The sequence below is a fragment of the Flavobacterium omnivorum genome, assembly GCF_900099915.1.
Taxonomy (GTDB): domain Bacteria; phylum Bacteroidota; class Bacteroidia; order Flavobacteriales; family Flavobacteriaceae; genus Flavobacterium; species Flavobacterium omnivorum.
Map to the genome: position 1 here is coordinate 87,943 of NZ_FNDB01000004.1, position 15,390 is coordinate 103,332.

11 protein-coding genes are annotated in these 15,390 nt (G+C 34.9%); 2 read left to right on the forward strand and 9 right to left on the reverse strand.

Going from position 1 to position 15,390, the window contains the following annotated elements; translation table 11 throughout:
- Window positions 1–9 precede the first annotated feature (9 nt).
- The 9 genes from BLS90_RS05675 to BLS90_RS05715 all read right to left on the reverse strand — a co-directional run bounded on the left by BLS90_RS05675 (window position 10) and on the right by BLS90_RS05715 (window position 9,695).
- Entirely contained in the window at window positions 10–2,457 is a 2,448-nt protein-coding gene (locus BLS90_RS05675) for a DNA translocase FtsK (protein ID WP_091256294.1), read from the reverse strand.
- A gap of 19 nt (window positions 2,458–2,476) precedes the next feature.
- The gene (locus BLS90_RS05680) at window positions 2,477–2,851 is read right to left on the reverse strand and encodes a diacylglycerol kinase family protein (RefSeq protein ID WP_091256296.1); all 375 of its coding nucleotides are present in this window, start codon (window positions 2,849–2,851) and stop codon (window positions 2,477–2,479) included.
- Window positions 2,852–2,861: 10 nt separating this feature from the next.
- A complete protein-coding gene (tpx, locus tag BLS90_RS05685) occupies window positions 2,862–3,359 on the reverse strand; it encodes a thiol peroxidase (RefSeq protein ID WP_091256298.1) in 498 nt (165 codons plus the stop codon).
- 186 nt (window positions 3,360–3,545) lie between these two features.
- Window positions 3,546–3,803 (reverse strand): DUF6952 family protein, encoded by a 258-nt coding sequence (locus BLS90_RS05690; RefSeq protein ID WP_091256301.1) that lies wholly within the window; start codon window positions 3,801–3,803, stop codon window positions 3,546–3,548.
- Between the two features lie 116 nt (window positions 3,804–3,919).
- Window positions 3,920–4,228, reverse strand: coding sequence for a thioredoxin family protein (locus tag BLS90_RS05695; RefSeq protein WP_091256303.1), 309 nt, complete (start codon window positions 4,226–4,228; stop codon window positions 3,920–3,922).
- 123 nt (window positions 4,229–4,351) lie between these two features.
- Window positions 4,352–4,990, reverse strand: coding sequence for a peroxiredoxin (locus BLS90_RS05700; protein ID WP_091256305.1), 639 nt, complete (start codon window positions 4,988–4,990; stop codon window positions 4,352–4,354).
- 140 nt (window positions 4,991–5,130) lie between these two features.
- On the reverse strand, window positions 5,131–6,741 hold the full coding sequence (locus BLS90_RS05705) for a glycoside hydrolase family 3 protein (RefSeq protein ID WP_091256307.1): 1,611 nt from the start codon (window positions 6,739–6,741) through the stop codon (window positions 5,131–5,133).
- A 126-nt stretch (window positions 6,742–6,867) separates the two neighbouring features.
- Window positions 6,868–8,136: an MFS transporter gene (locus BLS90_RS05710; RefSeq protein ID WP_091256309.1), complete on the reverse strand. Its 1,269-nt coding sequence runs from the start codon at window positions 8,134–8,136 to the stop codon at window positions 6,868–6,870.
- A gap of 26 nt (window positions 8,137–8,162) precedes the next feature.
- On the reverse strand, window positions 8,163–9,695 hold the full coding sequence (locus BLS90_RS05715; protein WP_091256312.1) for a glycoside hydrolase family 10 protein: 1,533 nt from the start codon (window positions 9,693–9,695) through the stop codon (window positions 8,163–8,165).
- A gap of 237 nt (window positions 9,696–9,932) precedes the next feature.
- On the opposite strand from BLS90_RS05715, the gene BLS90_RS05720 reads away from it, so the two are divergent.
- Both BLS90_RS05720 and BLS90_RS05725 read left to right on the forward strand, forming a co-directional pair.
- On the forward strand, window positions 9,933–12,860 hold the full coding sequence (locus BLS90_RS05720; protein WP_091256314.1) for an FAD-binding and (Fe-S)-binding domain-containing protein: 2,928 nt from the start codon (window positions 9,933–9,935) through the stop codon (window positions 12,858–12,860).
- A 261-nt stretch (window positions 12,861–13,121) separates the two neighbouring features.
- Window positions 13,122–15,044, forward strand: coding sequence for an amino acid permease (locus tag BLS90_RS05725; protein WP_091256317.1), 1,923 nt, complete (start codon window positions 13,122–13,124; stop codon window positions 15,042–15,044).
- Window positions 15,045–15,390: the final 346 nt, after the last annotated feature.

Here is a 15,390-nt window from a genome sequence, read left to right on the forward strand (position 1 = left end):
TTCATTGTATTAATTGTTTTGTTCATTGTTGAAAAATTGATCAAGAGAACTCATATCTAGAATGTTTACACTTCGTGCTTTACTTCCTTCAAACGGGCCAACAATTCCAGCAGCTTCTAATTGATCGATTAATCGGCCGGCTCTGTTGTAGCCTAATTTTAGTTTTCTTTGTAGCAAGGAAGCCGATCCTTGTTGTGCATTTACAATTATTTCTGCGGCTTCTCTAAACAAAGTATCTCTATCGGATATGTTCATATCAAGATTAATGCCACTTTCCTCTCCAACGAACTCTGGAAGTAAATAAGCGGTCGCATATGCTTTTTGAGAGCCAATGAATTCTGTTATCTTTTCTACTTCTGGTGTATCTATAAAAGCGCATTGTACCCGTACCACATCATTTCCATTCGTGTAAAGCATATCACCACGTCCTATCAATTGATCAGCACCCTGAGTATCCAGAATAGTTCTGGAATCAATTTTTGAGGTAACTCTAAAAGCAATTCTAGCCGGGAAATTGGCTTTTATCAAACCTGTAATTACATTTACTGATGGTCTTTGCGTGGCAATGATCAGGTGAATTCCGATGGCTCGCGCCAGTTGTGCTAAACGGGCTATAGGAACTTCGACTTCTTTACCGGCAGTCATTATCAAATCGGCAAACTCATCAACAACAAGGACGATGTATGGTAAAAATCGGTGACCGTTTTCAGGATTCAGTTTTCGAGCCTTAAATTTATCATTGTATTCTTTGATGTTACGCACCATAGCATCTTTCAATAAAGAATAACGGTTATCCATTTCAACACAAAGGGAATTTAACGTATTTACCACTTTTGCATTGTCAGTAATAATAGCGTCATCCATATCCGGAAGTTTCGCTAAATAATGTCTTTCAATTTTATTAAAAAGTGTCAACTCTACTTTTTTAGGATCTACCAAAACAAATTTAACTTCGGCTGGATGTTTTTTGTATAAAAGCGAAGTCAGCACAGCATTCAATCCAACCGATTTTCCTTGTCCAGTAGCTCCTGCCATCAATAAGTGAGGCATTTTGGCTAAATCCACCACAAAAGTTTCGTTCGAAATTGTTTTTCCAAGCGCGATTGGTAATTCCATTTCGGCTTCTTGAAATTTGGCTGAGCCAATAACACTCTTCATCGACACCATTGTTGGATTTTTGTTAGGAACCTCAATTCCTATCGTTCCTTTTCCTGGGATCGGCGCAATAATCCGAATACCCAATGCCGACAGCGATAAGGCAATATCATCTTCTAAACTCTTAATTTTAGAAATTCGAATTCCCGCTTCCGGTACAATTTCATATAAAGTTACTGATGGTCCAACAGTTGCTTTTATTTGAGCAATCTCTATTTTGTAATTGCGAAGCGTATCTACGATTCGGTTTTTATTTTCTTCTAATTCTTCTTGGTTGATGGTAATTCCTCCAGTTGAATATTCCTTTAATAAATCGATTGTGGGGAATTTGTAATTGGATAAATCCAAAGTTGGATCGAATAATCCAAAGTCAGCTACTAATCTTGATGCCAAGTTTTCCTCAATAATGTCCTCTTCAGGTGCTGTTTCTATAACAAAAGTATCTAAGGGATTGGAAATTATTTCGGGAGTTGCGATGGGTGTAACTTCCATGGCAAGCGGCTTCGCGATAGGATCCCTGTTGATATCAGAGGAATGGCTGATGGTTGGCTTTAAAGCTTCTTTATTGATTTCGAATTGTGAACCATTCGTTTTGATGTGAATGGTATCTAATTCTTCTTCGACAACTGCAAATTCCTCTAAATTATAATCTCCTTTTTTAGTATTAAAAGGAGTAGGGATAGCAACGGCTTTAATTTCTTTTTTGGTATTTTCAAAAAAGGATTGAATACTTTCAGGCGAAAGTTTGATTTTAAAAATCACGTAGATGATTAATCCAAACAATAAAATCAATAAAGTTCCTGGTTTTCCAATGTAATCTTGGAGAAATAAATTCAATTCGTACCCAATTGTCCCACCTAATTCAGGCGCTGACGTTGCGAAAAAACCAAATAGTATGGATAAAATAATAATTACAAATAAATCCCAAAACCAGATGGTCTTTAATTTTCGTACACTTATACCCAGCACCATATAAATTCCAGAGAGGAAAAACAAACGCACAAATATAAATGCTGCAATCCCAAATCCTTTGTAAATAAGTAAATCAGCCAAGAAGGCGCCAAATTTCCCGAGCCAGTTTTGGACGATCTCAGATCTATTAGTTAATTCTTGAACGGCACTTTGATCTTGTTGTCCGTAAATAAAAAACGACACAAAGGCAAATAGTAAAGCAACGGAGAATAAAACCAGTAAAGCACCAAATACAATTTTATGTTGTTTGGTTAAATGCAATGGAATTTTCGCCTCTGATTTAGTATCGGTTTTTTTGTTCAAAGGGACTGTTTTTGTTGTTTTTGCCATTCTTTTTTTGTGCTACTACCTAAAAAATAAGTGGTATATATATGATTAATCCAATTATTATCGCTGTCATAGCGGCAAAAAACACCGCTCCCGCAGCAATATCTTTAATGAAGCCAATTCTTTCATGATAATTAGGATGAATAAAATCGGCTATTTTTTCAACGGCTGTATTCAAACCTTCAACACTTAAAACCAGTCCGATAGCTAAGGTTTGAAAAAGCCATTCCGTTTTGGTAATACCAAAATAAAAACCTGCTGTGGTAACCAAAATCCCTAAAGAAAATTGGACCATAACGCTGTGTTCAGTGGTGATTAGTTTTAAAGCGCCTTTAAGGGCATACGAAACACTTTTTAATCTTCCTGAAAAAAAAGTATTGTCTTTTTGGAATTCCATCAAGTTATGATTAAAGTACGGCTAATGCAGCTTCATAATTTGGTTCATCAGCAATTTCAGGTACTTGTTCTGTATGGATAATTGTTCCGTTTTCATCAAGAACGATAACAACTCTTGAATGCAATCCAGCCAAAGGTCCGTCCAAAATTTCCAAACCATTAGTTTTGCCAAATTCACCGTCTTGAAAATCAGATAAATTAACTACATTATCTAGTCCTTCAGCACCACAAAAACGTTTTTGTGCAAATGGTAAGTCTCTTGAAACACATAAAACAGTGGTATTTTCTGAGGCACTGGCACTTTCATTAAATTTTCTAACGGATGCTGCGCAAGTTCCTGTATCAACACTAGGAAAAATATTTAAGACTAGTTTTTTACCCGCAAAATCACTTAATGAAACGACTGATAAATCTGTTTTAACTAATTTGAAATCAGCCATTTTAGTGCCTACTTTTGGTAATTCTCCTGAAGTGTGGATTGGATTTCCGCCTAATGTTATTGAAGCCATAATGTTTGTTTTTTTGTGAGGTTCAAAAGTATGAAAATTATTTAAGAATAAGTTCTCAAATAGTGGTTTAAAGTTTGCTTTCTGGATGGATGTGTAAACCTTTAGAGTATAAAGTGTTGTGGAAATGGCATAAAAAAACGCACTCGTTTAGGAGTGCGTTCTGAAATTAGGCATTGCAACTTTATATTATTTGTCGATAGAACCCAAAACACGTTTCATAAAAGAGTTCAAAGCCTCCTTTTTATCTGTTCCAGTTTTTACCAGTTTATTTACTTCTAAAGCACCATACATATTCGAAATTAATTCCCCAATTACATCTAATTCTTCCTCTTTCAAAGATGGAATTTCACTCATTGCTTCCAAAACTTCAATAGTTTCGATGATGTAATCTTCATCATTTTCTTCTATAAATTGTGTCAAATGCTTAATTACAGGTAATTTCATTTTATTTTTTAAGTTTAAAGTTTAAGGTTTTAAAAGTTTAAGGTTTTAAAAGTTTAAGGTTTTAAAAGTTTAAGGTTTTGAACTGCAGATGTATTAAACTTTAAACTAAGAAATCATTAAACGATTTCGTTCACTAATTCAATTAGCACTTCTTGCTTGTTTGTTTGTGTTTCGTTCACCAGTTTACCATTCACAAAAGTTGCAAAAGTAGGCAAGTTGCTCACGTTAGCAAGTTTTCTGGATTCAGGAAAATTCTCAGCATCTACAAGAGCAAATGTGATCGCTTCGTTTTCTATAGCTAATTTTTTGAATTTTGGTTTCATAATTCGGCAATTTCCGCACCATGAGGCCGAAAATTGAACGACTACTTTTTCATTTTTGGTAATTAAATCCTGCAGCGTGTCTTCCGTTAATTCGATTAACATAAGTTTGTTTTTTAAGGTTGAAAGAGGCAAAGGTTCAAGGAGACAAAGTTTTTAGAACTTTGTGAATTTGCACAACAAAAACCTTTGTTGCTAGTGATCTTTGAACCTTTGTATCTTTTTATATTAGTTTAAGCTTAAATATTCAGCAGTGCTTTCTCTGTCGGCGCTCATGGCTTCTTTTCCAGCTTCCCAGTTTGCAGGACAAACTTCCCCTTTTTCTTGAATGTGCGTGTACGCATCAACCATACGTAAATACTCATTTACATTACGACCTAACGGCATGTCGTTTACACTTTCGTGGAAAATTTTTCCAGTTTCATCAATTAGGTAAGTCGCTCTATAAGTTACATTAGATCCTTCAATTATAATAGAATCTGTTTCTTCGCTATAACCCGTTGATTCAATATCAAGGATTCCTAAAATATTAGATAAATTTCTATTTGTATCAGCAAGAATAGGGTAGGTAACCCCTTCAATTCCACCATTATTTTTTGCGGTATTTAACCAAGCAAAATGTACTTCGTTTGTATCACAAGATGCACCTATAACGATGGTATTTCTTTTTTCGAATTCTGGTAAAACCGCTTGAAAAGCATGTAATTCAGTTGGGCAAACAAAAGTGAAGTCTTTTGGGTACCAAAACAAAAGTACTTTTTTGTTATTATTTGTCGCTTCTTCAAATATGTTAATTTTTAAATTATCACCCATTTCAGAAATAGCATCTACTGCAATACTTGGAAATTTTTTACCTACTAATGACATTTTATTTACTTTTTAAGTTAATTTTTTGATGGTGCAAAAGTAGACAGACAAAAGGGAAATTGAAATAATTTTTAATTATAAATATTTATTTTAAAATAGGTAATTACTATGATTCTGCAATTAAGCTATTCACACGTAAATTACAAGTTGTTAATCATCACAGGAAGAGTTCCTTTGCAAAAAGTATTATTTAAAAGTTGTTCCGCAGCAACTTCTTGAAATTCATCAAAATCTTGATATAATTCTACAATTCCCAAAGTATGTTGAAGATTTGGGATGACTTGGAGCGCATATGGATTTCCAAAAACATATAAAATACATTTTTTGGTAGTAAATAAAGTACCTAAAAACTGGAGTACATCTTCTTCAATGCCAAAATTATTTAATGGTTTAGCCTTTGGAACAAACAAAGAAATGAGTACAGTGTCAAATTTACGCAAGTTCTTTTCTAGCTCGTTCAAAACGGACTCACCGCCTGTTTCGTAACTAAATTCTGGTGAAGGCAAAGCATGAGTTAAGCTTTTAAAAAATACGTTATTAGTATTTTTGTAAAGGCTAATTTTACCAAGATCTTCTCTATTTTTTGCATCAAAAACAGTCACGGTATTGTGATTGTCTTTTATTTTGGTAATGCAGTTTTGAGCAATTCTTAGGTTTAGTTCCAAAGTAGTTTCAAAATCAAAACGGTTTGTCAAAGTTTCTCGCAAACTCAGTTTGCCATCCACAATACCTGCTTTTTGTTTGCATTTCCACAGGCGTTGAAAACTAGCTTCGATACGTTCGGTTGTTGCCTTTTTTAAGATTTCCTGTATTCCTTCGGGAACATTTTCAGCAAAACACAATACATCATTTCCAGCATTAAAAGCTTCCCATTCCAGCTGTCCCTTTATTTCATACAAACTCGAAACACTGCGCATGTTCAACGCATCCGAAATGATTAAACCATCGTATCCTAATTGCTTTCGCAAAAGTGTTTCTATAACCGATTTTGATAGCGTTGCTGAAGTATCTTTTCCATCGTTTAAAGCAGGAACGGCTAAATGACCAATCATAATAGAATCGACATTATGGGCGATTCCTGCTATAAAAGGGACTAATTCATTGGCTAATAATTCTTCGAGAGTTTCTTTTAAAATGGGTAATCCTAAATGCGAATCGACATTTGTATTTCCGTGTCCAGGAAAATGTTTGAGACATCCTAAAACACCTACATCGTTCATCCCTTTAAGATATTCTAAAGCAAAAGCACTTACTTTTTCTTTATGCTCTCCAAAGGAACGATACCCAATAACTGGATTATTGGGATTATTATTGATGTCTGCTAATGGTGCCAAATTATACTGTATCCCAACCGATTTTAAGTCTAAGCCGATTTGTTTTCCTACTTCGTAAACCAAATTTTTTTCACTTTCTGGTAAAGCCCCAAGCGTGATGGCATAAGGATATTGTGGTGTTTTTTCGACGCGCATGGCTAGACCCCATTCGGCATCAATGCTCATCAATAAAGGAGTAGTAGCACACTTTTGATACCGAGTAATAAGTTCTTTTAATCGCTGACAACTAGCGTCATTTAAGATTACCTTTTTCTTTGTTTCATAATTAGTAGCAGCACTTGCACGGCTGTGGAAAAAAGTTAAGCCACCTATGTTGTGTTTTTTAATTAGCAATTCCGTAGCTTGAATATTTTCTTCTGTATCATTAATGAAAACTGCGGGAAAGAAAAATTGTCCTATTTTTTGTTCTAATGTCATTTTGTTAGTTTACTAATATCAAATAAAGCTTGGGATACTTTTAACAGCAGATTCGCAGCTTATAAATTTTTTAAAATAATTTGCGAATCTGCGGATAAATTTTTGCATTAATCCTTGATATTTATTTTAGGTTGTCTTCTTTCCAAAATCCTTTGGAAATATTAAAAATCTCGATAGTATTAATCCTGGAATGGTTGCCAAAAATACCCAAATAAAGAAATTTCCATAGCCTAAATATTCTTGAATAAATCCACTTAACATTCCTGGAAGCATCATTCCCAGCGCCATAAATCCTGTAGCGATAGAATAATGAGATGTTTTTGATTCGCCATCAGCTACATAAATCAAATACATCATGAAAGCGGCAAAACCAAAACCATAACCAAATTGTTCCGCAATAACGGTTGCATAAATGTAGAAAACGGATCCCGGATGAAAGTGCGAAAGAAGTATGAATCCTATAATAGGCAGATGCATGGCCAAAATCATGGGTAACATCCATTTTCCTAATCCATCTCTAGAAATAACAATTCCTCCTATAATGCCACCAATTGTAAGTGAAAGTACGCCGAAAGTTCCGTAAATAACGCCAACATCTTGCGTGGTTAAACCCATACCACCAGCACTGATTGGATCAATTAAAAACGGAGTTAACATTTTTAATAATTGAGATTCACCCAATCGAAAGAGAAGAATAAACGCCAAAACTAAGCCAATTTGTTTCTTTTGAAAAAAAGTGGCAAAAACTTCCCCAAAACTTTTATGCGGAACCGAAACTGTTTTCATAACTGCCATTTTTGTTTCAATTTTTGGAGTTGAAAAATAATTATAGACGGTAATCACGGTCATAATTAATCCTACCACTACCATGGTGTAAGACCATGCTTTTTGCTTGTCGCCATATTCTTGTTCCAGATAGCCGGCAACAAATACAATTAATCCGTTTCCAGTAAGCATAGAAAGTCTATAAAAAGTACTGCGAATTCCCAAGAAAAAGGATTGTTGGTCTTTTTCCAAAGCCAACATATAAAAGCCGTCGCTGGCAACATCATTTGATGCTGAGGCAAATGCGGCAACCCAAAAAATGGCCAAGCTAATGACAAAAAAATTACTCAACGGAATGGTTAAACCTACAATTAAAAAAGCTAATGAAATGAGCAATTGCATGCCTATGAACCATTTTCTTTTAGTAGAATAAAGATCAATAAATGGACTCCATAACGGTTTTATTACCCAAGGTAAATAAAGTAAACTAGTGTAAATACCTATGTCTTCATTATTGATTCCAAGGTTTTTATACATGATTACCGAAACTGAAATAATTATGGCATAGGGCAATCCTGAAGCAAAGTTTAAAGTAGGAATCCAATTCCAAGGGCTATTGTCTTTTTTCATTTAGGGCAAATTATATTCAATTGAAATTAAAGCGTAAAGTTTACTAAAGTAGCTTCACTTTCATTGCCATAAAAATCGATGAATGTAACGGCACAGGTATTGCTTTTATCTAATTTATAGGATGGAATCACTACTTCTAAAGCTTCTTTTTTATCATTAAAAGCAATTTTATCAATAATCTGACTTGGGTCATTGATGTCAAGTACGGTTTGGGTTGTAGGACCATAAATCATAACATACCGTACGGAGCTATTCAACGGATAGGTTACATTAAAACGGGAAGAAATTGCATTTTTTGCAATCGAGTTTACAGTGGGAACTTCTGCTACTTTCCGAATTAAATTTGGAACTACATTGGGAAGAGCGGGATATTTATACTGATTTTCAAGCAGCAACTTAGTTACACTTTGATTTCTATTCAAAAATGATTTGGCACTAAAAAAAGCATTTCCCTGAACATTTTTATAAGATCTTGTGATGTCAATCTGATTGGGTATTTCATTTGGATTATTCCATCTTTTATCCGAATCGGTGTTTATTTTATAGGTTCCATTTCCGATATAGATTGCGGTATTCGTTGAGTTTTCAGACCACCAACGCAATAATTTTGAATACGAAGCTTTGGGATGATCCATGCTCCAATACAATTGTGGAACAAGATAATCAATCCATTTGTTTTCCATCCAAGCCAAAGGGTCAGCAAATAAATCATCGTAATTTGTTTGCCCTGCTTCTGTTTCTGAACCTCTTGGATCTACTGATTTATTTCTCCAAACCCCAAAAGGACTGATGCCAAATTGTACCCATGGTTTTATATTTTTTATAGAAACCGATACTTCTTTTACAAAAGTATTCACATTAGAGCGTCTCCAATCCGCTATACTCATTCCATTACCATACTGAGCAAAAGAGGCGGTATCATCAAATAATTCTCCTTTTATTCTATACGGATAAAAATAGTCATCAAAATGAATGGCATCAATGTCATAATTTTGAACTACTTCTTCAACCACTTTCAATAAATGGTTTTGAACTTCCGGTAATGCCGGATTGTAATAATATTTTCCACCGTATTTAATCATCCATTCTGAATGTTTGAAATAATCGTGCTCGGGACTCAAAAGCGATGTGTTGTAGTCCATTGTAGCGCGATATGGATTTAACCATGCATGAAATTCAAAGCCACGGGCATGTGTTTCAGCAATCATCCAAGCTAATGTATCAAAATAAGGTTTTGGTGCTTGTCCTTCTTTTCCAGTTAAAAAACGAGACCAAGGTGCTAATTTTGTTGGGTAAAAAGCATCTCCCACACTTCTTATCTGAACAATAACTGCATTGTAATTTAATTTTTTATAGGTATCTAAAATCTCAATATAGTCTGCTTTTTGTTTAGCAACGTTGTCAGTACTGGTCTTTGGCCAATCAATATTTACAACGGTAGCAATCCAAACGGCCCTAAATTCATTTTTTGGATTGGTTGCCGATGCTTGTGCGCTGCTATTACAAATGGAAAGCAGTAGAATGGCAATAAGCAAAAGGATGTGCTTGTGATTTTTCATTAGAGTCCTATATTTAAAGTATTCAAAAATAGTTTTTTTAGTGAAATGGACCAGCTAAAATGCTTTTAAAATTTCATCTATTTTAGTAGCGCAATTTCTTTGCCAATTTTTTCAAAAGAAGTTCAAAAAGTACTTTACCCTAAATAATAAAAGGATTTGAATATTTCCTAATTGTTTTAATCGAATCCACTGCTATATATTTATATTTGTGAAAATAAAAGCAATTTACTCTACTCAATGTCAATCTCATCTCAATTACAGAAATTATCTCAATCATTAGAAGGAACCCTTTTACATGATGACCTTCATAAAACCTTGTATGCTACAGATGCTTCTGCGTACCGAATAATACCAATTGCTATAGCGATTCCAAAATCAGAGGAAGATATTGTCAAAATTATTCGCTTTGCAGCAAAAAATAAGATTTCAATTACGCCCAGAACGGCAGGAACTTCGTTGGCAGGTCAAACAGTAGGTAATGGAATAATTGTAGATGTTTCGAAACATTTTACCAAAATTGTTGCTTTTGATTCTATAAAAAAAACGGTTACCGTTCAGCCAGGAGTAATTCGGGACGAACTGAATTTGTATTTAAAAGAACACGGATTGTTTTTTGGACCTAATACTTCAACCTCAAATCGATGCATGATAGGAGGAATGGTAGGCAATAATTCTTCGGGAACCACATCTATTCGGTACGGAGTTACCCGAGATAAAATTGTGGAAATCAAAGCGGTTTTGAGTGATGGTACTTTGGCAGTATTTAACGAAATACCGTCGGCGGAATTCATTGAAAAAACTAAAGGGAACACGCTCGAATGTTCCATTTACAAAACCATTTTTGAAGAACTTTCGAACACAAAAAATCAAGAAGAAATTATAAAAGAATTTCCGAAGCCTGAAATTCACAGACGAAATACCGGATATGCGATTGATTTATTATTAAAATCAGAACTTTTTGGAGGAACTGAAAATACAATAAATCTAGGAAAACTCCTTTGCGGAAGCGAGGGAACGCTGGCTTTTACTACAGAAATCACGTTGAAAGTGGATGATGTACCTCCTACGAATAATATTATGGTTGTGGCTCATTTTTATACCATCCAGGAAAGTTTAGAAGCTGTGGTTACGGCTATGAAACATCATTTGTACACCTGTGAAATGATGGATGATACGATATTGGATTGTACTAAAACTAACAGAGAGCAAGCCAAAAACAGATTTTTTATTCAAGGGGAACCCAAAGCCGTTATTATGCTCGAAGTGGCTTCGCATCTTAGCATGGAAGATGCCGAAATACAGGCAAATGCGTTGATTGCTGATTTAGAAAGAAATAATTTTGGATATGCTTTGCCTAAAATTTACGGAGCTGATATTGATAAAATAAATGAGTTGCGAAAAGCAGGTCTTGGACTTTTAGGAAGTATTGTGGGTGACAATAAAGCCGCGGATTCTATTGAAGATACTGCCGTTGAGTTGAGCGATTTGCCCCAGTATATTGCTGAATTCTCTGCTATGATGGAACGCCACGGTCAAAGTGCAATTTATTATGCACACGCTGGAGCTGGAGAATTGCATTTGCGACCGATTTTAAATTTGAAAACAACAGAAGGACTGCATCAATTTAGAAACATCGCAACCGAGGTGGCTATTCTAGTCAAAAAATATAGAGGCTCCTTGAGTGGAGAACACGGTGACGGAATTGTTAGAGGTGAGTTTTTACCTTTTATGATTGGAGATCAAAATTACGAGCTCCTAAAGCGAATCAAGCTTGCTTTTGATCCTCATACCATCTTAAATGTAGGGAAAATTGTAAATGCTTTCAAAATGGATGAAAACCTTCGGGTAGAAGCGGGCAGAGCCGAACCCGAGATACAAACCATTCAGGATTTCTCGGACAGCATGGGGATTTTGCGTGCTGCAGAAAAATGTAATGGCTCCGGTGATTGCCGAAAATTACCTTCGGCAGGTGGAACCTTGTGTCCCAGTTACCGTGCTACACGAAATGAAAAAGATACCACTCGGGCCAGAGCCAATGCGCTAAGAGAATATTTGACTCATTCAGATAAAGAGAATAAATTCGACCATGAAGAATTGTACAAGGTATTTGAATTGTGTGTGAGTTGTAAAGCTTGTGCCAGCGAATGTCCTAGTAATGTAGATGTGGCCGCTATGAAATCAGAGTTTTTGTACCACTATCAAAAAGCAAATGGTTTTTTATGGCGCAATAAAGTATTTGCTTTTAACGCTAAACTAAATGGTTTAGGCAGCATTGTTCCTCGGTTTACTAATTTTATGGTGAATTTGCCGATGGTGAAAAAAACTATGGGTATCGCGTCCCAAAGAGAAGTACCATTATTAGCTCAAAATACCTTTAGAAAATGGTATGAAAAAAATTGGAACCAAGCGCCAAGTGCTTCATTTGTAAATGGAAAAGTCTGCTTGTTTTGTGATGAATTTACTAATTATTATGATGTTTCGGTGGGAATCGATGCATATGAACTACTGTCAACCCTAGGCTATGAGGTCATTTTGGTAGATCATGAGGAAAGTGGAAGGGCTTTTATTTCCAAAGGATTTCTTGAAGAAGCCAAAGCCATTGCCAATACTAATGTGGCTGTTTTTTCGGATTATATTACTGCTGAATTTCCTTTAATAGGAATCGAACCTTCAGCAATATTAACCTTTAGAGACGAATACATCCGATTGGCTGATGATAAGGAAAATGCCGAAAAATTAGCAAAAAACGTATTTACAATTGAAGAGTTTTTCAAAAACGAAATTGCTGCTGGAAAAATACATTCAGAACAATTTTCTGATGAGCAGAAAACAATAAAAATTCATGGCCATTGTCACCAAAAGTCTTTAAGTACAATGGAAGCGACTTTTGCGATGTTAAATGTTCCTAAGAACAGTTCAGTTACTATTTATAACTCGGGTTGTTGTGGCATGGCAGGTTCTTTTGGATATGAAAAAGAACATTATGAAATTAGTATGCAAATGGGAGAAGATACCTTGTTTCCAAAAATTAGAGCCACTGATGCTGCGACTGCTATTGCCGCTGCAGGAACGAGTTGCCGCCACCAGATCTTTGATGGAACCAGCAGAAAAGCCTTGCATCCAGTTTCCATTTTAAAAAGCTGTTTGAAGGAAGGACGACCTTAAACCGATTATAGTACGAAAACGAATTCTTACTTTTTTAAAATTATTTTCCTTTTAAAAGTTTTATTTAGTTTAATTTGACTTTTTAAATAAATAAAATAAATTATTTTAACTTTTTTTTTAAAATAATATAAAAAATAGTGGGAGAAACTGTATTAGTTCAATTTGTTTTATACTTTTGAAATTCGAACATTATTTGCACGATTTAGAGGATAAAAATATATAATTCACAGTATATTAATTTTTAATGATAAAATTCACAATATGGCATTAAAGGGTTTATTTAGAAAAAAAACAGTACAGGATATTTTAAAACAGGTGGAGAAGAATAATGCCGATGGACATAATGCGCTAGGTAAGCATTTGACAGCGCGTGATTTGACAGCATTTGGAATTGCTGCTATTGTAGGAGCAGGAATTTTTAGTACTATTGGAAAAGCCAGTTCTGATGGAGGACCAGCTGTTATTTTTCTATTCTTGTTTACTGCTATTGCCTGTAGTTTTGCCGCTTTCGCTTATGCGGAATTCGCTTCTATGGTTCCGGTTTCCGGAAGTGCTTACACGTATTCTTATGTTGCTTTTGGCGAAATTATAGCTTGGATTATTGGTTGGGCGTTAATTATGGAATATTCTGTGGGTAATATAACTGTTGCTATTTCATGGAGTGATTATTTTACGAGTTTACTAGATAGTGGAGGCATTCATCTGCCACAATGGGTTCAGATGGATTTCTTGTCTGCCTCCCGAGGTTTCGATGACGCTACTGCGTTAATGCAAGGGGGAAAAGAATATGCTAAATTGAGTCCGGCTTTGCAAGATGCTTATATGGCATGGACTACTTCACCAGTGATAGGTTCGTTTCATTTTGTAGCGGATCTCCCAGCTTTATTGATTATTGTTTTAATTACCGCCTTGATTTACCGTGGAATGAAAGAATCTCGAAATGCGAGTAATATCATGGTAGTAGTAAAATTATGTATCGTTTTACTGGTGATTGCGGTTGGGGTGTTTTACGTAGATACGGCAAATTGGGATCCTTTTGCTCCTAATGGAGTTACGGGGGTTTTAAAAGGAGTATCTGCTGTATTTTTTGCTTATATCGGTTTTGATGCCATTTCAACAACTGCCGAAGAATGTAAAGATCCACAGCGTGATTTGCCAAAAGGGATGATGTGGGCGATTATTATCTGTACTATTTTATACATTGCAATTGCACTGGTTTTAACCGGAATGGTTTCTTATGACCAATTAAATGTTGGTGATCCACTGGCTTTTGTATTTGAAAAATTAGACTTGAAATGGATGTCGGGAATTATTGCGGTAAGTGCCGTGGTGGCTATGGCTAGTGTTTTATTGGTTTTTCAAATGGGACAACCGCGTATCTGGATGAGTATGAGTCGTGATGGTTTGTTACCAAAGCGTTTCTCAAAAGTACATCCAAAATATAAAACACCTTCTTACGCGACTATTGTTACCGGTTTTGTGGTGGCAGTTCCAGCGTTATTTTTAAACTTGACTTTGGTTACTGATTTATGTAGTATTGGAACTTTATTTGCCTTTGTACTGGTTTGTGCAGGAGTTTTAGTATTGCAAAATAGAACCGATATTCCTCGTGGAAAATTCAAAACACCTTATGTAAATTCTAAATTTTTATTGCCCGTTCTGATTGTAATTGGATTGGTATTTGCTTTTGGTTACAACAAAAAAGCGACTATGGATTTCATTACTAATGAAACTCAAATCAATAGCTCAGAAGCAATTATTACTTCATTAAACAAAGAGGAAACTAAAAAAGTATATGCTTACTTAGTAGGTATAGATGCAAAAAATAGTACGGATAAAACGCCGGATTTAGAACTTTTATTAAATCAGTATCAGAAAGATGATACCAAATATTCTAGTGTTATTGCAGGTTTGCCCTTAGCAGATTCAGTTAAATATGAAAGTGGATTTAGTTTGTTCAAGCATAAAATCCCAATGTGGATTTTCCTTATTGTTATGGTAGGATTAGTCGTATGGTCCTACAGATCAAACTTATCATTGATACCATTATTAGGCCTTATATCTTGTTTGTATATGATGGCAGAATTGAGTGTTTGGAACTGGATTTATTTTGGAATTTGGTTGTTGATCGGTTTGGTGGTCTATTTCAGTTTTGGTCGAAAGAATAGCAAATTGAATATCTAAAAATATTTTAAAATTTTTAGGACCGTCTTTTTAATAGGAGACGGTTTTTTCATTTTAACTACTAGCATCTTGAAATTTTTTTCAGAAGGAAGTTCTAATACTAGAGGTAAATCTAATTTAAAAGCGCGACAGCAAAAAAAAAAGAAAATGTAAAAAGTCAGATAGTAGAGATCATCTACAAATAGTATTGTTTGGACAAGTGCAGATAATCTTTAATCGCGTAAAGTTGAGAAAACGATTTAAAACGTCAAAAAATGGCAAGATCTAATTTGATAAAAACTGCATTTTATAATTTTTTTACTACCATATTGTTGTAGAAAATTAGCTTTTAAAACTGCTATTTTTG